The 21,709-nt window shown below is 58.5% G+C and carries 10 protein-coding genes; 4 read left to right on the top strand and 6 right to left on the bottom strand.

Translation table 11 applies throughout. The annotated features are described in order from the left end of the window. Positions 1-25: 25 nt before the first annotated feature. Complete coding sequence (locus tag LOY52_RS11385; protein WP_258679852.1) at positions 26-1,738, top strand: amidase; 1,713 nt, start codon at positions 26-28, stop codon at positions 1,736-1,738. A 91-nt stretch (positions 1,739-1,829) separates the two neighbouring features. Here LOY52_RS11385 and LOY52_RS11380 read toward each other — a convergent pair whose 3' ends face one another. Next, positions 1,830-2,540, bottom strand: coding sequence for a hypothetical protein (locus LOY52_RS11380; protein ID WP_258679528.1), 711 nt, complete (start codon positions 2,538-2,540; stop codon positions 1,830-1,832). Between the two features lie 203 nt (positions 2,541-2,743). Between LOY52_RS11380 and LOY52_RS11375 the strand changes: the two genes are divergently transcribed. After that, positions 2,744-3,721 carry a TerC family protein gene (locus LOY52_RS11375; protein ID WP_041062608.1) on the top strand — a complete coding sequence of 326 codons (978 nt, stop codon included), beginning with the start codon at positions 2,744-2,746 and terminating at the stop codon, positions 3,719-3,721. Between the two features lie 94 nt (positions 3,722-3,815). Here LOY52_RS11375 and LOY52_RS11370 read toward each other — a convergent pair whose 3' ends face one another. Together LOY52_RS11370 and LOY52_RS11365 are read right to left on the bottom strand one after the other, a co-directional pair. Next, positions 3,816-4,916 carry a polyamine ABC transporter substrate-binding protein gene (locus LOY52_RS11370; RefSeq protein WP_007960451.1) on the bottom strand — a complete coding sequence of 367 codons (1,101 nt, stop codon included), beginning with the start codon at positions 4,914-4,916 and terminating at the stop codon, positions 3,816-3,818. A 345-nt stretch (positions 4,917-5,261) separates the two neighbouring features. Next, complete coding sequence (locus tag LOY52_RS11365) at positions 5,262-6,668, bottom strand: cytosine permease (protein WP_258679527.1); 1,407 nt, start codon at positions 6,666-6,668, stop codon at positions 5,262-5,264. Between the two features lie 323 nt (positions 6,669-6,991). Here LOY52_RS11365 and LOY52_RS11360 point away from each other — a divergent pair, with 323 nt between their 5' ends. Beyond that, positions 6,992-7,477 (top strand): flavin reductase family protein, encoded by a 486-nt coding sequence (locus LOY52_RS11360; RefSeq protein WP_003225754.1) that lies wholly within the window; start codon positions 6,992-6,994, stop codon positions 7,475-7,477. A gap of 149 nt (positions 7,478-7,626) precedes the next feature. Continuing rightward, entirely contained in the window at positions 7,627-8,670 is a 1,044-nt protein-coding gene (locus LOY52_RS11355) for an LLM class flavin-dependent oxidoreductase (protein WP_258679526.1), read from the top strand. A gap of 92 nt (positions 8,671-8,762) precedes the next feature. On the opposite strand, the gene LOY52_RS11350 is transcribed toward LOY52_RS11355, so the two are convergent. The 3 genes from LOY52_RS11350 to LOY52_RS11340 all read right to left on the bottom strand — a co-directional run bounded on the left by LOY52_RS11350 (position 8,763) and on the right by LOY52_RS11340 (position 21,707). Further along, positions 8,763-9,128, bottom strand: a complete 366-nt coding sequence (locus tag LOY52_RS11350) for a hypothetical protein (protein WP_258679525.1) — start codon at positions 9,126-9,128, stop codon at positions 8,763-8,765. Positions 9,129-9,422: 294 nt separating this feature from the next. Next, positions 9,423-9,992, bottom strand: a complete 570-nt coding sequence (locus LOY52_RS11345) for a hypothetical protein (protein WP_258679524.1) — start codon at positions 9,990-9,992, stop codon at positions 9,423-9,425. Beyond that, positions 9,993-21,707 carry a filamentous hemagglutinin N-terminal domain-containing protein gene (locus tag LOY52_RS11340; RefSeq protein ID WP_258679523.1) on the bottom strand — a complete coding sequence of 3,905 codons (11,715 nt, stop codon included), beginning with the start codon at positions 21,705-21,707 and terminating at the stop codon, positions 9,993-9,995. Positions 21,708-21,709: the final 2 nt, after the last annotated feature.

The raw sequence follows: 21,709 nt of genomic DNA, 5'->3' as shown, positions 1-21,709 counted from the left end.
TAGCGAACCTGTCGGCGGTAACAGCATGATCGAAGTCACTGAAGTCTCCATTGCTCAATTACGCGCGGCGCTCGACGCCGGCCAGACCACCGCGGTTGAACTGGTGCAGGCCTATCTGGCCCGGATCGACGCCTACGACGGCCCGAACACCGCCACCGCACTGAATGCCGTGGTGGTGCGCAATCCCCAGGCACTGGCCGAAGCCCAGGCGTCCGACGCGCGCCGGGCCAAGGGCGAAACCCTCGGCCCGCTCGACGGTATCCCTTACACCGCCAAGGACAGCTATCTGGTCAAGGGTCTGACCGCCGCCTCGGGCAGCCCGGCCTTCGCCGATCTGGTGGCGCATCGCGACGCCTTCACCATCGAACGCCTGCGCGGCGCCGGGGCGATCTGCCTGGGCAAGACCAACATGCCGCCGATGGCCAATGGCGGCATGCAGCGTGGTGTCTATGGCCGAGCCGAGAGTCCGTATAACGCTGCTTATCTGACTGCGCCGTTTGCTTCTGGCTCGTCCAACGGTGCCGGCACCGCCACCGCCGCGAGCTTCTCGGCCTTCGGCTTGGCGGAAGAAACCTGGTCGAGCGGTCGCGGCCCGGCGTCGAACAATGGTTTGTGCGCCTACACGCCATCGCGCGGGGTGATTTCGGTGCGTGGCAACTGGCCGCTGACGCCGACGATGGACGTGGTGGTGCCGTACGCCCGCACCATGGCCGATCTGCTTGAAGTGCTCGATGTGGTGGTTGCTGAAGACCCCGACACCCGTGGTGATCTGTGGCGCCTGCAGCCGTGGGTGCCGATCCCGAGCGTCGCTTCGGTGCGCCCGGCGTCCTACGCTGAACTGGCAGTGAAACCCAATGCACTGGCCGGCAAACGCCTCGGTGTGCCGAAGATGTACATCAATGCCGACCCTGAAGCCGGCACCAGCGAAGCGCCGGGCATCGGCGGCCCGACCGGGCAGCGCATCAACACTCGCCCTTCGGTGATCGATTTGTGGAAACAGGCCCGCGCAGCCCTGGAAGCGGCCGGCGCCGAAGTCATCGAAGTGGATTTCCCGCTGGTCTCCAACTGCGAAGGCGACCGTCCGGGAGCACCGACCGTGTTCAATCGCGGCATCGTTTCCAAGGAATTTCTGCACCACGAACTGTGGGACCTGTCGGCCTGGGCCTTCGACGATTTCCTGCGCGCCAATGGCGATCCGAAGCTCAACCGTCTGGCCGATGTCGACGGGCCGAAAATCTTCCCGCACGACCCGGGCACCCTGCCCAATCGTGAAGGCGATCTGGCCGCCGGCATGGACGAGTACGTGCGCATGGCCCAACGCGGCATCACCCCGTGGGACCAGATCCCGACCCTGGCGGACGGCCTGCGCGGCCTGGAAAAGACCCGCAAGCTCGACCTCGAAGACTGGATGGATACGCTGAAACTCGACGCGGTGCTGTTCCCGACCAACGCCGACGTTGGCCCGGCAGATGCCGATATCAATCCGGAATCGGCGGACATCGCCTGGAGCAATGGCATCTGGGTCGCCAACGGCAATCTGGCGATCCGGCACCTCGGCGTACCCACTGTCACCGTACCGATGGGGATCATGGCCGACATCGGCATGCCGGTTGGTCTGACTTTCGCCGGTCGTGCCTACGATGACTCGAACCTGTTACGTCTGGCCTCGGCGTTTGAAGCCACCGGTTCGAAGCGTCAGGTGCCGCCGCGTACTCCGGCGCTGGCGCGTGGCAAATAACTGACTCGAGGCGGCAGCTGCAGCCTCCTCGGGCACACCAGATGACCGATCAGGTGCGCGCACTTGATCGGTCCTGATGCCGACAGTCATGTTATTTCCCGTCGTCATCATCCGGATCGAATTTCATTTTCTTGCTTTCCCCCTTGCTTTCAACAAGGCCGGCTTTGGGGAGCTGGAAAGTATAAAACGAAACCTCGGTGTTGTTTTTTGAGTCGCGCTTGAGCAGATACAACATGTCCTCAGACTCTGCAACCTGGCAGGCGGTGTAGCGGTCCAGACTGCGGAAGGTCAAGGTGCGTTCCTCGCACTTCGCGGCGGTATCCAGAGCAGATTTTCTGCCCGACATCGAGGGTACGTGGACGGTCAGATACCAGGCCAGAATGGAAAATCCAGCCAGGACTGCGGAAAACGCGAAGAGTTTGAACACGATGTTCAATTCACTTGCACGCTGGCGAAACCTCACCAGCCACAGAGGATTTGTCGGGGATACCGGCAGCCTTCCCGGCCGCTCAGTCAAGGCAATGATCAATGAAACGGCAATGACAAATGCTATGGCGAACAGTAACGCGCCGATCATCGATCCAAGTCCTGCAGCGCCGTACGCGGCAAGCTTTTGACCACTGATATTCAAGCGGTCAAATGGCACATCCAGCACCAGATAATATTTTTCCAGATGAGCGTAGCCATTGAGTACGAATGCGCCGAGCATCGCCGCAATGAATAACGAAACCTCGATGCGCAAATATTTCCGGTAGCGTTCCAACCCCTCTTCTGCACGCGACTCATTGACTGGCTGATTCAATTACGAAACTCCTTTTCGTTGCCGGACAAGGCATTCGCCCGACCCAATGAGGGCGGCGATCATACCGCCATGGGCGCATCATCAGTACAACACTTCGTTTTTCCCGAACTGTCGTTCAGAAATAAGCGATTTTTCTTACATCCAAACTCGCCGCTAGCATGGCCCTGCCTGACCCTAATTCAATAAAAGCCAGGGAGCCCGCCATGCCAACGACCAACATCAATATCGGCGAACCATGGATGTGGGGCGCGTTTATCGTCTTCGTTCTCGCCATGCTTGCACTGGACCTGTTCGTCTTCGGCGGACGTAAGGCGCACCGTGTTTCAGTGCGGGAAGCGTCCTGTTGGGTGATCGCCTGGTGCGCGCTGGCGATGGCTTTTGCCGGGTTGCTCTGGTGGTATCTGCACGGCGAGTTCGGCGCCGACATTGCCCAGCGCAAGACGCTGGAATTCCTCACTGGTTATCTGATCGAGCAGTCACTGTCGATCGACAACATGTTCGTCTTCGTGATGATCTTCAGCTACTTCGCGGTGCCACCGGAATTGCAGCGCCGGGTGCTGCTGTACGGCGTGCTCGGGGCGATCGTGATGCGCGCGGCAATGATCTTCGCCGGGGTGTGGCTGGTGTCGCAGTTCGAGTGGCTGTTGTATGCCTTCGGGGTGTTCTTGATCATCACCGGGATCAAGATGCTGATGTTCGCCGAGCAACAACCTGATCTCGACAAAAACCCGCTGCTGCGCTGGGTGCGCGGACACATGCGGATCACTCAGGGCTTTCATGGCGAACGCTTTTTCGTGCTGCAGAACGGCGTGCGCTGGGCCACGCCGATGTTCCTCGTGCTGGTGCTGATCGAGGCCAGCGACCTGATGTTTGCGGTCGATAGCATCCCGGCGATCTTCGCGGTCACTACCGATCCGTTCATCGTGTTCACCTCGAACATCTTCGCGATCATGGGCCTGCGGGCGTTGTACTTCCTGCTGGCAGACATGGCTGACCGCTTTCATTTGCTCAAGTACGGACTGGCGATCGTGCTGGTGTTCATCGGCGGCAAGATGACGCTGATGCCCTGGTTCCACATGCCGGTGGAATGGTCGCTGGCGGTGGTGGGCGGGGTGATTCTGGGGTCGGTGGTGTTGAGCCTGATCGTCACCCGCAAGGAAGACCAAACCCAATCCCTGTAGGAGCTGCCGCAGGCTGCTATCTTTTGGTGTTGTCTCCTGGAAAAACACGATCAAAAGATCGCAGCCTTCGGCAGCTCCTACAGGGAGGGGGTGGTTACTTGTCGGACTTGATGCTGGTCCACACCCGTGTGCGTACGCGTTCGAGTTTTTGCGGCAGTGGCTGGACCACGTAGAGGGTTTTCAGGGCTTCAGGCGTTGGCGTCAGGTTCGGGTTGGCGGTGATGTCTTTGTTCACCAGCGGCATCGAATCCTTGTTCACGTTCGGGTAGCCGAGGAAGTCGCTGATCGGCGCAATGACTTTCGGATCGAGCAAGGTGTTGAGGAATTCATGCGCCTCTTCGACATTCTTCGCGCTCTTCGGAATGGCAAAGGTATCGAACCAGATCGGCGCGCCCTCCTTCGGCAAACGCCAGTCAACCACCACGCCGTTGCCTGCCTCTTTCGCGCGGTTGCCGAACTGGTAGAAGCTGCCGGAGTAACCGATGGCCACGCAGATGTCGCCGTTGGCGATATCGGTCATGTATTTGGCCGAGTTGAAGTAGGTCACGTACGGACGAATCTTCAGCATCAGGTCCTTGGCCTTTTCATAGTCGGCCGGGTTCTGGCTGTTCGGGTCGAGGCCGAGGTAATGCAGGGCCAGCGGCAGAATTTCCGACGGCGAATCGAGCATCGCTACGCCGCAGGATTTGAGCTTCTCCATGTTCTCGGGTTTGAACACCAGATCCCAACTGTCCACCGGCGCATTGTCGCCCAATGCGGCCTTGACCTTGGCCGGGTTGAAGCCGATCAGCACGGTGCCGTACATGTAGGGCACGCCGTACTGGTTGCCGGGGTCGTTGGCGTCGAGCAGTTTGAGCAGCGCCGGGTCCTGGTGACTCCAGTTCGGCAGTTTCGACTTGTCGAGTTTCTGGAACACCCCGGCCTTGATCTGGGTGTCGATGAACTGGTTCGACGGCACCACCAAGTCGTAGCCGGAGTTGCCGGTGAGCAACTTGGCTTCGAGCGATTCGTTGGTGTCGAAGGTGTCCCAGGTCACTTTGATGCCGGTCTTCGCGGCAAAATCCTTGGGCACCGACGGCAGAATGTAATCCGCCCAGTTGTAGACCCGCAGCTCGCGCTGCTCGGCGTGTACCGCGCTGGCCAGCAGCGTCAGCCCACACACGGTGGCCCCCAGAATGCGTTTCATCGTGACCATGGTTGTTTCCCCGGAATGCGACGTGAGATCGATGGTTTTTATGTTCTGTACACGGCAGCGGCTGTAAAGGTAGCCAAGGGCAAGCAAAGTCCAGCGTTTAGTTATGGCTTTGATTCTTGCCGACCGCGCAGTCGCGGCACAGTGGGGGATGGGCCAAAAGGGGATCGAAATGGCCAATTTGAATGACCACTGGAATGCACAAGGGCTAAGGAAACATCATTTGTGGCGAGGGAGCTTGCTCCCGCCGGGCCGCGCAGCGGACCTCGCTCTTCGATTTAGAAAAGCAGGGCCTGCTGCGCAGTCCAGCGGGAGCAAGCTCCCTCGCCACAGTTTATTGATGATTGGTCAGTCGGTATAACTCAACCGCGCCGCCCTGCTCTGCCGGGTCTGCCCACGTGTGGCGAGGCAGTAATACAGCGGCACCGTCACCACCAGGCCGACCAGCCACGACAGATCCGCACCATCCACCAGATTGGCGTACGGCCCGACGTACAGCGACGTATTGGCGAACGGCAGTTGCACAATGATCCCGATGAAGTAGGCAATGATCGCGTGCAGATTGAAGCGCCCGTAAATGCCGCCGTCCGCGCGGAAAATCGAGCTGATGTCATACGCGCCGCGCTTGATCAGGTAGAAGTCAATCAGATTGATCGACGCCCACGGCACCAGTACCAGCAGCAACGCCAGAATCAGCCCGATGAACTGCGAAATGAAATTCGCCGAGGCACCCAGCGCCACCACGCAGCAACCCGCCAGCACCACACTCGACAACGCCACGCGCACCTTGATGCTCGGCGTCCACTGACTGGCAAACGTCTGGATCGAGGTGATGATCGACAGCACCGCGCCATACAGATTCAGCGCGTTATGGCTGATGATGTTGAGTAAGAACAGCACCATCAGAATCGGCCCCATCCACCCGGTGGACTGCTTGACCGCCGCCATCGCCTCGGTGCCTTCCGGCGTCGCCAGAACCGCCACTGCGCCAAAGCTGAACGACAGAATCGTTCCCAGCGTCGCGCCCAGATAAGTGGCCCAGAACGGTTTGGCGATGCCGATATCCGCCGGCAGGTAACGCGAATAATCGGACACGTACGGCGAGAAGCTGATCTGCCAGATAATCCCCAGCGATACCGTCGCCAGCCAGCCCGACAGGTTGAAGCTGCCGCGCGTCAGGAAGTCTGCCGGCAAGTCGTGGGCGAAGATGTAGATGAAACCGGCGAGCAGCGCGCTGCCCATCACCCAGGTGCCGATGCGGTTGAGCGTGTGGATGAAGTTGTAGCCGATCACGCCAATCGCCGTGGCCGCCAGTGCGCCGATCAGAATGCTCAGCGGCGCCGGTACCGACGGTGCGATGCCGACAATCGACTTACCGGCCAGCACGATGTTGGAAATGAAGAAACCGATGTAAATCAGCGCCGCAAAAAACACGATCAGCAGTGCGCCGTAACGCCCGAACTGACCACGACTCTGAACCATTTGCGGAATGCCCATGCGCGGCCCCTGCGCCGAGGCCAGTGCGATCACCACGCCGCCGATCAGGTGCCCCAGCGCAATCGCCAGCAGCCCCCAGAGCAAGTCGAGATGGAACACCTGAACCACCATGGCGCCGGTGACGATCGGCAGTGGCGCAATGTTGGTGCTGAACCATAAGGTGAAAAGGTCGCGGGCCTTCCCGTGGCGCTCCGCGAGTGGGACGTAGTCGACCGTGTGATTCTCGATCAACGGATCTTGCCGGGACATCTGGGACATATGCATGAACTCGAGTTTGTCTGTTCTTATCTTTGTATGAAGCCAAACCGGGGGAACTCTGGGTCGCCCCTCAGATGCAGACCATATTATGGTATTCCAAACATTTCACAAGACTGATACGTAATTTGCGGCGCCACCTGATACGCCATCCTCACTGATACCGTGGCCTGCAGGCCAGCCGAAAGCCCAATAAACGCTGAGTTTCCGACGAAAGCACCACGTTTATCGGTTCAGCCTAAAAGCCCTTGCAAAGAAAAAATACTGGTATACCATCAGACCAACAAATACATAAAAATCGCGTCACAACACCCGAGGACCGTCCAATGATCGATGCTGCCATCTACAAACAAGTCATGGGCTCGTTTCCGTCCGGCGTCACTGTCATCACCACGCTGGACGATGACGGTCAGATCGTCGGCCTCACCGCCAGCGCCTTCAGCTCGCTGTCGATGGACCCGGCCCTGGTGCTGTTCTGCCCCAACTACAGCTCCGATTCTTATCCCGTGCTGATCAAGAACAAACGCTTCGCGATCCACGTCCTCTCCGGCGGCCAACAGAGCGAGGCTTACGCCTTCGCCCGCAAAGGCAAGGACAAGGCGCAAGGCATCGAATGGACATTGAGCGAGTTGGGCAACCCGATCCTGGCCAATGCGACGGCTATCATCGAGTGTGAGTTGTGGCGCGAATATGAAGGTGGTGACCACGCGATCATGGTCGGCGCGGTGAAGAATCTGATCGTCCCGGAGCAGCACACCGGGCCGCTGGTGTACTGCCACGGCAAGATGGGCGCCCTGCCCGTTCTGGCCTGATCGTCAGCCCTACACAAATCAACTGTGGGAGCGAGCTTGCTCGCGAAGGCGTCTTGTCAGTCGCCATATTTGCCGGCTGTTACACCGCTTTTCGCGAGCAAGCTCGCTCCCACATGTAGCCTCAACAATAAAAGATCCGAGGAAGCGTCATGAAATTTTCCCTGTTCATCCACATGGAACGCTGGGACGAAAGCGTCAGCCACCGCCAATTGTTCGAAGACTTGACCGAACTGACCCTGATGGCCGAGGCCGGTGGTTTCAGCACCGTGTGGATCGGCGAACACCACGCGATGGAATACACCATCTCGCCAAGCCCGATGCCGCTGCTGGCCTACCTCGCCGCCAAAACCACCACCATTCACCTGGGCGCCGGCACCATCATCGCGCCGTTCTGGCACCCGCTGCGGGTGGCCGGTGAATGCGCGCTGCTCGACGTGATCAGTAATGGACGCATGGAAGTCGGCCTCGCGCGCGGCGCCTATCAGGTCGAATTCGATCGCATGGCCGGCGGCATGCCCGCCTCCAGCGGCGGTCAGGCCCTGCGCGAAATGGTCCCCGTAGTTCGCGCTTTGTGGCAAGGCGACTACGCCCACGACGGCGACATCTGGAAATTCCCGACCTCGACCAGCGTGCCGAAGCCGATCCAGAAGCCGAACCCACCAATGTGGATCGCCGCCCGCGACCCGGATTCGCACAACTTCGCCGTGGCCAACGGCTGCAACGTGATGGTCACGCCGTTGATGAAGGGCGACGAAGAAGTCGTCGACCTGAAGAACAAATTCCAGACTGCGCTGGATAACAACCCGGATGTGCCGCGCCCGCAACTGATGGTGCTGCGCCACACCCACGTGCACTCGGCTGACGATCCGGACGGTTGGAAAGTCGGCGCCAAAGCGATCTCACGGTTCTATCGCACCTTCGATGCGTGGTTTGGCAACAAGGAAACGCCGGTCAATGGTTTCCTCGCCCCGAGCCCGGAAGAGAAGTTCGCCGGGCGCCCGGAGTTTGAGCTGGAGAGTTTGCACAAGACGGCGATGATTGGTACGCCAGAGGAGATCATTCCCCGCATCAAGTACTACCAGGAACTGGGGGTGGATGAGTTCAGTTTCTGGTGTGATAACAGTTTGCCGCATGCGGAGAAGAAGAAGTCGCTGGAGTTGTTTATCAGGGATGTGGTGCCGGCGTTTCGTTAAGTCATTGTAGACCGCCAGCCCAAATAAAAAGCTCCGAGCAGTTCGGGGCTTTTCAGTTCAGCAGCAATTGAAACCCGGCCTAATAATTCCAATCACAAAAACACTTTTCTAACAGTGTCCATATCAGACTGGATAATCTCTAATTCTTTATCATCAACGCCGATCTCTATAAGACTCTCAACGCTGCACTTTTCGTACGTACCTGCCAAAACCTCCAACATATCAATCGCATATTGACTTTCCCTTGACAGCCTTAGCCCACGACGAATGCCTTCCATATAAATAGCAGTCTGAAGAACTGCGTTAGCCCCAGGAGCATCCTTTCGCATAAGACGCTCCAATTCATCTTGAGTATACGCAAACGCTTGTTCCGGACGAAAACCAAATTGATCAATCGCGTAGCTATAGTTCCCTGCAACCATAGCTCTAGCCTGATTAAACATACTATCGACTCGCATATTCAATTTTCCACTGTAAATACATTCAATTGAATTTTTGGATAGCGATCACGTGGGGAAAACGCGGACAGAACATGTTTCTTAAATAAAGTTCAAAGCTGTGACCCGTGCCCCTTTATCTAAACGTGGTCTGGCCGCACCTACATGCTGGCACAGCGGAGCCCGAAAAAAAAACAACCTTGAGGGCCTTCTTCTCAACACTTTTCCACACGGGAGATCGATCACCAGATCCTGTTGCAGAGCATTCATGGTTCGATCTCCAATACCGGGAGGAACAAGCGGAAGTGGTATGGTTTATTTGAGCGGGACCCGCCCACCTTCATCATTGAAATAATCATGAAACGCGTCAATGATTGCGTCCAAAGTTCCATCACGACCTTTAAGGGCTTGAAACTCCTTGGAACGGATCAAATTACGCCCTACGCCCTCAGAAAATTTTAACTTGGCATTGGCCTTACTCAGAGCCAGGACACCAAACTCTTCGTAAGCACTTTCAAACAATAGCCAATCAAAACCCAGATTACCGATGATCATCGGGTAATCCGCAGTGCCTTTGAAAAAGTCCCGAAAGCCAGAATTCAAGACTTCGATACCTTCATCGACATTGTTCCCATCGAAAAGGTAGCACAAGCCAGAAGGTGCGCTGAACAAGGCGAATACGTCTGTCGAGAAAACTTCATAGTTCAAGCGAACCAAGTCACTGAGAACATCAGTACTACTTAGCACTGGCCTTTCAAAAAAATAATACTCAAGCCCTGAATCAAGAAAGACCATCGCAGGAAGATCTTTTTCCAAATCAAGGTGCCTCGCTAACGCTGCCGTTATGCGATTCACTTCTTTAAATTCCACTTTTGACAGGCTCATTTACTCAACCTTGAATCGGATTTTGACAATCGATCTGTCGATGCCTTTAATTAGCAATTCTGCCGTAGGTTCTTTTGTCGACGTAGACATCGGATAGAACTTATAAGTCCTGTCTCCTTTGGTCAGCATGGAGACCGTTCCGTCCCCTGAAAACGTTCTGTTGTAACCGTTGGCTTCCAGCGTTTTTATTGCTTCTGAAGGTGAGGTATAAGCATCAATTTGGCCCACGCTCTTTCGCGTCCATTTTGGCTTAAACTCTATACCAGTTTGGTAAGGGGCGCTTTTGCCAATAAGTAACATCCCTGCGGTCATCTGCAGCTCAGTCATCAACGTCGCCCGCTGTTGCAGCGTTAGCGGCTGACCCGCTTGCTGATCCAGCCAACTGGTATCTTTTGCCCACTGGTCTGCGAGAGCCATCTCGTCGGGGGTCAACCAACCTTCTGCCAGGTTTTTGGCGAAGGCCATCTGTTTATCGGAGGTAAATAAAGCCCCCCAACCGTCAACGCCCTGCGATGGAACGGCTATCGACCAGGGGTTACCATTAAGCAAACCCACCATGTCGTAAGAAACATTTCTGCGAAGGAAATTCAACAGATCCTTCGCCACCGGAGTATCCATGGAAACGGCGCTGCTCTGGATTTCATCAACACATGCCCGACTTTTGCAATCATTGATTGCCATCGAACGTTGGGCGGACAGATCCTCATACTTGGTGACGATGTCGCGGATCGTTTGCGCACTACAACCAGCAGTTGATCGACATCCCTCAAGCTCTTTGAGCAATCGTTCGGCGGACGGATGGTCAAGATTGTTGTACTGGGTTGCATTGGCTGTCACAGCAGCAGCAGTGGACGCATCCCCACCTGTAATTGCAGCCGTCAGTACGCCAACCAACTGCGAGGCTGCCAGTAACTTGTTTACCCCTTGCTGATAAACCGCACTGTTCTTATCAACACCTACCGGCAACAGTTTGTCGGCCAGAAAATCAACCAGCGCCTCATTCGCCCCCGCTGCAATCGCACCGGTACGGAAATCGCCACCCATCGCTTCGGCCATCAAACCGCCCAGCGCGGCATGCATCACAACCTTGGTGACTTTGCCTTGGTCGAATACGGTGATATCACCAATCTTATTAGCTGCAACCGCGCCACCGATGGCAACGACGGAGCCAAGTGCTGAAGAAACCAGGTTGTCCTGAAGACTTCCGCCCATGACCGCCGTTTTCGCCAAGGCATCAAACGTTGCCTTCATAGCTACGCTCTGGACACTGTCCAGATCGAAGTTCAGATCTGTGGGGTTGTATCCGAACTTCGAGGCAATACCTGCCGTGATTGCAGCGAAAACGTAACTTTTGAAACTCTCCGAAGCGATCACATCCTTGAAGGTATCGCCCAAGTTGCCCTTGTTGTTGATTGCACTGGTAGCAGCCTGCCCTACCGCTGCAGAAAACGCCGCCGTGGCTGCCGCAGATGCAGCCGCAGCAATGGTAGCAGCCGTAGATGCGGAAGCACCCGCAGCGATTGCCGCAGACGAAGCCGCTTGACCTGCAGTAGCCCCTATCGTCGCGGCTGTTCCGGTTCCTGCTGTCAGCACAGAAACAATGATGACCACCGCCAGCATGGCTGCCGGCCCCATTCCGGAGTTGCTGTATTTGAACGATTCGTGTGTTTCCTTGACCATGCGCCAGTCAACACCACCGCGTTTCTCGGCGTCTTTCAACCAGGCGAGCCCCGGGTCTGCTTTGACCATGGCGTCGATCGTTTGACTGACCGACTTTTGGTTGATGTCGCGCAGGTCGATATTCAAGCCGTCAATAGCATTGATTACCAGATTGCCATTAGCTATGAGTTCGGTCTGACGCAGTGTTTCGTCGGTATTCCCTCGACCCTTCGCAGAACTCCAAACCGAGCTTGAACTGCTCTTCTCGTGACTCTCCTGATGCAGATCCTTGACGCCTTCGAAAGTAACGGAGCCGCCACTGGTGATGGTCAGGTCATTGCCACTGTCCAGTTTGGCGGCCTGGTAATGTTGATCGCCATTACTCACCAGGACCATGTCACCACCCGAGGTGATCACACTGCCAATGTTGTCGACCTTGGTCACCTCATCACGCTTGGTCTTACTGGAACCGAAAGAGCCCTTTTTCTTCTTGTCGTACAGCGAGTAATCAGTGTCCTGGGCCGCGAGAATATTCAGGTTGTTACCCGCTACCAGATACGCCTCGTCGCCCGCCGTGACCCGGCTGGAGACAACGGTCAGATCTTCGCCAGAACTAAGCGCCACACTGCCGCCTGCCGTCACCCCCGACATGACCTGGCTGACATGATCTTCCTGAATGGTAAGTTTCTTGCCCTTGGACAAAGAGTGCTGTTCGTCCGCCGCAGAACTGATGATCAAGTTTTCGGCAGCGCTCATCGAGACATCGCGCTTAGCATCAATCTGGCTGGCGATCACTGCCAGGTCGCGACCGGCCTGCGCTGTGAAATCGCGTCCCGCATTGACGTTCGCACCCAGTTGAGTGACGTCACTGCTGTTGTGTTTGCTGTCGTGAAATACGCTGTTAGTGACTTGTGTCGCTGCGATACTAAGATCGCGCTCGGCATCAAGATCCATGTCTCGACCGCTTTGCAGCACACCACCGGAGATATTAATGTCGCGGCCGGACATGATGCTCAGGTCATTGGTGGCTTCGATACGTGCAGCTGTATCGGCGAAATCGTGATGCTGAGTACCGAAACGTGTGCTGCTGTCGGATGAAGTAACAGTGCGCTCGTTGATTACATCTCCACTGAGTGTGTTCAGCGACACTTCACGCCCGGTGATGACGCCCCCGGATTTATTGATAATGTCGTTGGTCGCCAACAGATCCAGACGATTCCCAGCCTGAATAAGTCCACTATTTATCAGATTATTACCCGCCGTCGCCGACAGATTATTCGTCGCCTTCAACGTCCCGACGTTATCCAGGTTTTCACCGGCAATCAGCGTCACATCATTACCGGCAATCAGCGCCCCGGTAGGACCCAGACGACCATTGGCCTGCGCCAGATAAACCACCGGCACCAGGACTTTTTCGCCGTTCACTTCGTGCTCTTCGAGCCACACGATGTCGTGCGTCAGCGCCGCGACTTGCTGCGAGGTGAGGCCGACGCCTACCGACAGGTTAAGTGCGTCCTTGCTGGCGATGGCGTTGTTCATCAGGTACTTGAACATGCCCTCGTTGGAGGTCTGGCCGTCGATGAACGCCTGGCCGGTGCGGGCGGTGACGGCTTGCTGGATCAGGCGTTGTTCGTAGAGGCCATCGCCGAGACGCTTGGCGCTCTGGTCGGGGTCGTAGCCGAGTTTTTCCAGCAGGTAGTCGGAGCTCATGAACGACTTGAGGTCGGTCAGCACCGGATTGGTTTCGATCAGGTATTTGTGCGCGTTGGACGGCGCCTTGGTGTCCGGCAGACCGGTGACGCGGGTCACCGGACGGGTGTCGATCGACTCCCTGGCGTCGTTGCCGCGGTCTTTCATGCCCGGGCCGGCGGGTTTCACCGGCACGTTGACGTCGACCGTGCTGGCGACGGCCTGCACGACGCTCGGGCTGCGGTGGAACGTATCCACTGCGCGTGTGCTGTCGGAGACTGCGGGCGGCGCGTCAATAAAAAGATTACGCGGGCCACCAGTGCTGGCAGCCACGACGTGCTCTTCGGTGGCAACGGTTTGCCCGCCCACGGTCCAGGTCGGCGCAGGGCCGGTTGCGGCGGCCGGCGCGGTATCAGCGGCGCCCTGCCCGCTCAGGCGGAACAGACCGTTATCCCCGGTTGGCAGGGAGAAGCCTGGCAGGGACAGCGGGTTGACCTGCTGCTGGGCGAGGTCCGGCGGCAGTTGGCTGTTGATCCGGATAACGGTGGTGCCGGTGTTGCCGACGTTGGTGTTGCCAACTTTGTTGGTGCCGCCGGTAGAGCCGTAATCCTCGTGGATCACGCTGTTCTGCAGTTCCTTGGTAGCGGTGATCGAGACATTGCCGCCGGCCTGAATGACCGCGTTGCGACCCGCGACTGGACTGGTGCCGTCAGTGGCGACTTCTTTGTCAGAGGTCAGTGTGAAGCCCTGCAGTCTGGTCGGCATGTCGACCAGGTTATTCGGATCATATTGCGATTGCGGACTGGTGTTACCCCAGGCATAACCGGACAGGGTGAGGTCGCCCACCGACTTGTTTGTCACCGAGTCCTTGATCACGACCACTCGGGTCAGTCCGCCGTCGTGACCAGGTTCCCGCCCCGTTGCCGAGGTGACGACGCCTTGAGCAAAGTTCCCGGTTCCGTCGATGTAATAGACGTTCGGAAAGTCAGGGTTATTGCGCTGGTTGTACGCAACCACCTCAGGCATGAAGACATTGAACGAGCCCGAGTCGATCGCGCCGGTACGGAAGATTCGGGTGCGCTCGATGCTGCCGCTGACCGCACCGACGTTCCTCATGTTGTTGGCATTGATGGTGATGTTGCCGGAAGCGCTGAGCGTACTTTTGCTGTTGAGGAATTCACCGCCGTTGAAGATGAAATCGCCACCGGCTGTCAGCAACGACGATGCCGTGGTGTCATTGTCCTGCCCACCTTCGAAGACTTCGTGAGCAATCAGATTGACGTCGTAGGTGCCTCCTGAACAATCGCCGCACTGAACGCCGATGAAGCCCGAAACCAGCTTACGATTCAGGGCGAAGCTCTGCGTACCGTCGTCTCCCGAGGTGCGGTTGGCGAAGTTGGCTGCGTCAATCTTGAAGGTCTTGCCGCTCTCCATCGAACCCGACAGGTTCGACACCTGACTGGCCTGTGCGGTCCCGTAACCCTTAATGGTCACATTCCCCAACCCGTAGAAATCACCGTTCTGGTTGGTCAGATTGCCCACACTGAGCGTCATGTCGTTGCCGCTGAAAATCAGCCCGCGATCATTGAGCATCGAAGGCGTGTTGATGTTCAGGTTCTGCGCCCCCCCGAGGGTGCCGTAGTTGATCAAGCTACCGGCATTGACGGTCAGGTCTTCACTGGAAGTAATGCGCCCGGCGTTGACGAGGGCCCCGCCCACACTGATGGTCGAGGTCGCACCTGCGGCGAAGCTGCCGTTCGCGCCGATGTTCATCTGTGCAGCAGAGAGGTAAGTCCCGCGCTGGCTCGACAGTCGGCCATTGCCGCTGTAGCCGCCGCTCAACTGCATATCGATCAGGCCATCACTGGCGATCAAGCCGTCGTTGGTCCAGTTGCCGCCTCGCACCTGCAACACATCCGAGGCCAGCAACTTGCCGCTGGCGCTCTGGCTGAACTGCCGGACGTTGACGTTCAAGGTTCCGGCCTGAATCACGCTGGAGTTGTTCCAGGTATCAGCATTGAGTTCCAGCAACCCACCGGTGGTGATGCTGCCACCCGCACCGATCACATTGGCCGTGGAGATTTCGAACTTGCCGCGGCCGACGTGGTTGAGTTGCCCGCCGTCATTGAGGAAGCTGCCGACGTTGACGGTCATGTCGGTGTTCGCGGTTTCCAGCACGCCGTTACGGTTGTCGAGTTGGCCGCCGATCTGCAAATCAGTCTTGCCCCAGTTGCCCAGCGAACGCAGACGACCACTCTGGTTGTTGACGCTTGCCGCCCTGACGGCGAGTTGCGTGTTGGTTTCAATGACACCCGCAACGTTGCTCAGTGCGCCGCTGAGGCCGAAGTCGATGCGCTCACCGGCAATCTGCCCGGCACCGTTGTCCAGGCTGGTACCGCTGACGCTCACCAGACCTTTGGCATAAAGCACACCGCTGCGGTTATCGAATCCGGCCGTGGCGATGTTCGCGTCTGTCGCTTGCGCGGAGATGCGTCCGCCGTTGTTGTCCAGCCCCGCCAATGCCGTCAGCTTCAGACCCTGCGCCTGAATGATGCCGCCCTGGCGGTTGTTGTTGAGGTCGTAGCCATTACGCAGCACACCCACCGTCCGCGCTTCGAGTGCGCCTTTGATGCTGGACAGAATGCCGCCGCGGTTATCGATGTTGGCGGCGTTGACGCTCACATCACCGTTTTGCGCGATGACTTTGCCGCTCTGGTTGTCGAGATTGCCGCTGACATCGAGGGTCAGGCCGTTTTCACTTTGCAGCGCGCCTTTGCCATTGTTCAGGCTCGCCGCCTTCAGTTGCAGGGCGGCGTTCTGGCTGTAGATCAAGCCGTCAGCGTTGTTGCGTACCGCGCCGCTGGCGGTGATTTGCAGCAGATCATTGGCGGCGATGGTGCCCTTGTTGCTGTTGTCCAGTGAGCCGGTCGAAAGCTCCAGGTTTTTCTGGCTGGCGATTTGGCCGTTCTGGTTACTCAGGTCGGTCACGCCCTTGATCAGCACCGGACCTGCGCCAGCCAGTCGGCCACCGTTGTTGTTAAGGTCACCGCTGAGGTTAAAGCTGATTGCGTCATTACTGGCTATCTGGCCGCCACTGTTGTCCAGTCGCGAAACCGTGGCGTTGATCGCCTGCTGCGCATTGATCGCGCCGCCGACGTTGGTCAGCGCCATGCTCAGCAGATCCAGCGCACCGTCGCTGGCGATCAAGCCGCCCTGACTGTTATTGAGCGCGCCGCTTAGCGTCAGGCTTTGCGCTACTCCGCTGCTCAGAATGCCTTTGTTGCTGTTATCGAGGCTGCCGGCCTTGACCGTCAGGCTGCCCTCGGCAACCAGCGCACCGGCGCCACTGTTGAGCAACGCGTCCTGGAGATCGACCGCGACATCGCCGAATTTGCTCGAGAGTGTGCCGCTGTCGCGGTTGTCGAGGCTGTTGCCGCTGACGCTCAACCCTTGCCAGCCGGACAGCAAGCCCTTCTGGTTGGTGATCGAGGTGCCGCGCAGCAAGAGTTTTTCGCCACTGATCAACTTGCCCGCGTTGTTGTTCACGGCACGAGCGATGACGTCGAAACTCAGATTGCTGGAGATCTCACCGCTCTGGTTGTTCAGGTCGCGCAGACGCTTGAGGGTCAGCGGGCCTTTGGCGGTGAGCAGGCCGTTCTGGTTATCGAGGTCACCGTTGGCCAGGTCCAGCGTGACGGCTTGGTCGCCCAACAGTCGGCCGCCGTTCTGGGTCAACGAAGTCAGGGTCAGATCGATGTCACCCGCGGCGGAGATTTCACCGCCATTGCTGGAGTCCACACCGGTCGCGGTCAGCTTCAGATTGCCCTTGCTGTTGATCAAACCACTGTCACGGTTGTTCAGCGCCATCGCATTGAGCGTGACCGCGCTGACACCCAATAGCATGCCGCTCTGGTTGTTCAGATCGGCGCTGCCGATGTTCAGCGCCTGCGCGGCACTGATCAGGCCGCTGGCATCGTTGCGCAACAGGCCATCGACCGTAAGTTCAAGATCGCCACGGCTGACCAGGCTGCCACCGCTGTTGTTCAGGCTGCCCGCCCGGACATCGATCGACGCCGCGCCGATCAGGCCTTTGACGTTGTCCAGCGCGTTGGCGATGCGCAGGGTCAGGCCCTGATTGCTCAAGAGTTTGCCGTTGCTGTTGTCCAGGCTCTGCGCGTTCAGGGTGAACGCTTCAGTGCTGGAGATCGTACCGCCCTGGTTGTTGACGCCATTGAGTTGCTTGAGCAACAGAGTGCCAGGCGCGCTGATCACGCCGTTGATGTTGTTCAACTGGCCGTGATTCAGGTCCAGGTTCAGGCGCGTGTTGCTGAGCAGCTTGCCACCCTGTTGATCGAAGCCTGTCACCGACGCGGTCAGTGCGCCCTGGCTGCCGATGCTGCCTGCATCGCTGTTGGTGACCTGGCCGGCGACGAGATCGAGCGTGTCGGCGCTGCTCAGCGAACCGCTGCTGTTATCGAAGTCACCGGTCGTGACCGTGACCGCGCCTTTGCCGCTGACGGTGCCCTTCTGCCGGTTATCCAGACCGGTACTTTTGAGCACGAGGAGGCCATCGGTGACGATCCGCCCGCCTTGGTTATCGACCTTGCCAGTGCTGTCGAGGGTGAGATCTGCAGCGCTGGACAGGTTGCCGCCAGTGTTGCTCAGTTGCGCGGAAGTGACGGTCAGCGCGCCTTCGCCGCTGACGTTACCGAGGTGGTTGGTGAAGTCGCCGCTGAGGTTCAGCACCATGTCCTGCTGGCTGAGCAACTCACCGCCGCTGTTGTCCAGCGTACGGCCTTGCAGCTTCAGCAGCGTGCCCGTATCGATCAGGCCTTTGTTGCGGTTGAGCAACTGATCGACCGTGAGCGTCAGTGCCTTGCTGGTGAAGACCTTACCGCCATCGCTGTTATCGAGTTTTTTACCAGTCAGCATCAGATCGCTGTTGGTAGTGATTTCGCCGCCACGGTTGTCCAGTTCATCGACCGTCAGCGTCATGGCTTTGGTCGAACCGAGCAAGCCACCCTGGCGGTTGTCGAGGGTCTCGGCGCTGAGTTTGAGTACACCGGTGGCGATCAGTTGAGCGTTCTGGTTGTTCAGGCTTTTTACCTGAATGGACGCATCGGACTTGCCGGCAATGCTGCCCTGCTGGTTGATCAGCGTATCGGCGGTCAGCGTCAGTTCACCGTCGGCGATGAGTGTGCCGGACTGGTTGTTCAAGGTCTTGTCGGTGGTCAGCAGCAATTGGCCGCGACTGCTGATCAAGCCATCCTGGTTGTCGAGGCTGACGGAATGGCTGTCGAGTGCCGCCGCAGAAATAACGCCTTTGAGGTTATTCAGCGCTGCCGCAATGCGCAGCGTCAGCCCTTGCTGGCTGATCAACATGCCGTTGCTGTTGTCCAGGTCATTGGCCTCAAGCATGAATGCTTGCTGGCTGGAGATTTCGCCACTGTGGTTGTTCACGCCATTGAGGTTTTTCAGCAGCAGCGTGCCGGGCGCGTTGATCAGACCGTTCTGGTTGTTCAATTGGCCGTGGTTCAAATCAAGGGTCAGGTCGGATTTGCTGAACAGTTCGCCGCCCTGCTGATCCAGCCCGCGCACCGAAGCGTTCAGGGCCTTTTGACTGGCAATGCGCCCGGTAGCGTTATTGACCTGCGCCGCGTCGAGATCCAGCGTCGCACCGCTGATCAGACGCCCGCCCTGACTGTTATCGATATCCCCGGTGGTGATACGGCTCGCGCCAGTACCCGAGATCAAACCTTTGCGGCTGTTATCCAGGCTGGCGCTTTTGAGAGTCAGCGTGCTGTCGCTGCCGATCGAGCCTGCCTGGTTGATGACCGCCCCGCTGCTGGTGATCCGCAGGATGCCGGCGCTGCCGAGCGAACCGCCACTGTTGTCGATCCTGCCTGCTGTGACCGTCAGCGTGCCTTCGCTGCTGATGTTTCCCTGCGCGCTGACCAAGGCATCGTCGAGGGTAATCACCAGATTCTTGAGGCTGTCAAAGCGACCGCCACTGTTGTCCAGGCTGCTGCCGGTCAGCGTGGTGGTGCCCTTGGCACTGATCAGGCCTTTGCTCTGGTTGATCAGCTTCGCCACGGTGAGGCCCAGATCGCTACCGGCAAGCAGCTTGCCGCTGTCGCTGTTGTCCAGGCGCTGACCCTTGATGTTAAGCAGCAGACTGCTGGAGATTTCGCCGTTGCGGTTGTCGACATCGTCGACAGTCAGGGTCAGCGCTTTTGTGGTGCCGACCAGACCGCCATTGCGGTTGTCGAGGGTCTCGCCGGTCAGGCTCAGATTGCCCTGAGCGACCAGCGCACCGCCCTGTTGTTGCAGCAAACCGATGATCGCCGTGAGATCGCTCTGACTGGAGATCCGACCTGCGGCGTTTTGCACTTCGCTGGCCTTGAGGCTGACCGGACCGACCGCACTGATGAGTCCGCCGCTGTTGTCCAGACGTGTGCCGGTGTAGGCAATACCGGACTTGCCGGTGATCTGGCCCTTGTCGCGGTTGTCCAGGCGGTCGACGTTGAGTGTCAATTGCTGATCGGCCTGGATCACGCCGGCACGGTTGTCCGCGGTATCGCTGCGCAGTGCCAGGGTGGTTTTACCGATGAGTTTGCCGTCGCGGTTGTCGAGGCTGCCGGTTTGCGCATCGATGGCGCCCTTGGCAGTGATCTCGCCTTTGTTGCGGTTGTCGAGCAGACCGCGCACGCGCAAGGTCAGGCCGCCGTCGCTGACCAGCACACCGCCATCGCGGTTATCGAGGCTGGCAGCCTGCAGGTTCACCGACTGTCCCGAGCCGAGCACGCCGTCGCGGTTGTCCAGCGCGCCACTGAGGTCGATATTCAACCCCAGATCGCCAAGGATCTGACCGCTGCGATTGTTCACTGTCGCCGCGCTGAATCGGGTGACACCGCTACTGGAAACCTCACCATTGCTGTTGTCCAGCAGACCGAGGCTACCGGTCAGGTTGCCCGCGCTGTGGATCAACCCTTGAGTATTGAGGACTTGATTGGCGTTGACGTTCAGCGTCGCGTTGCCGAGTACGCGGCCGCTGCTGCGGTTGTCCAGAGTGCCGGCGCTGATCGTGGTGCTTTGACCGCTCAACGTACCGCCCTGATTGTTCAGGGTTTGCGCGGTGCTGACAGTGAGAGTGCGGCTGGCCACCAGACTCTTGCCAGTGTTGTCGAGACGCTGCGCACTCAGGTTCAGATCACCGTTGCCGTTGCGCCCGCCGTCGGCGTTGATCCCGGCTTCGATGACGCCGCCGTTGGTCAATTGCCCACCGGCACTCAGGGCAATACTGTCGCGGGCCGCGAGGGTTTGCCGGTTGGTCAGATTGCCCTGGGTCTGCACGTTCAATGCCGTGCCGGCATACACCGGCCCGCGCGCATCGAGACTGGCAGCCTTGACGTTGACCGCACCGGTCGCCGAGGTATCGACAAGGCTTAATTGACCGTTGGCATCAAGCTGAATATCGCCACCGCTGGCAATCAGTTTGCCGTCGAGCTTCACGCCGACCCCGGCCTCGGTGCCCACCAGTTTGATCGCCCCGGCATACATCCCGCCGAGTGCCGAGGAGTCGATTGCCAGTTGCGGTTTGGCGCTGCCATCATCGGCGCGGGCCGTGGCGTTCAAGGTCTGCGCGTTGACGTCGTTGCGACCGGCAACGATGGTCAGGTTCTGCGCCTGCAGTTGCGCGTTGATCTTCGCACTGCGGGTGATAATTTCGAAACGGTCGACGTTGCTCGCATTGAGGCCGGCGCCTTCGATGGCGACGCTGCCCTGGTCGACCTGGAAGCGATCCAGACGGCCGTTATCCAGCACCGGTTTGCCGGTGCTCAGCGTCACGCGCGGTGCATTGATGAAGCCGCAACCGTTGCAAGTGATGCCATACGGGTTGGCGACGATCACCCGCGCCGACTGCCCCGCCACTTCGGTATAGCCGCGCAACTGGCTCGGGTTGGCACTGATGACTTCGTTGAGAATCGTCTGTGCCGCACCGCTGTATTTCAGGTTCGGGTTATCGACGATGTGCCCGCCCAACTGCGTGACAGTATTCTGCGCCGAGCCGTTGTTGAGGATCAGCCCCTGCGCGCCGACGTTGTAATCGTGAAACTGGTTGTGCGACAGCCCGCTGCCGTTGGGCGTGGCGATGTTGATGATCGGCACGCCATTGCCGGCCCGATCCAGCGAAGTGTTCGGGTTGGCCACGACTATGCCGTCGGCCTGCGCCCACATCGGCTGCCAGAACATGACGTTCGCCAGCAGGAACGCCAGCCCGCGCTTGGGCATGCCCAGGAACGACTCACGGTTTTTTACGGCCGCAGAAGGCTGGCCTGCAAGGAAGGCGAACTGGCGAACATCCATGT

The sequence above is a fragment of the Pseudomonas sp. B21-051 genome, assembly GCF_024748795.1.
Lineage (GTDB): Bacteria > Pseudomonadota > Gammaproteobacteria > Pseudomonadales > Pseudomonadaceae > Aquipseudomonas > Aquipseudomonas putida_A.
This window is presented reverse-complemented; position numbering and strand designations above follow the sequence as displayed.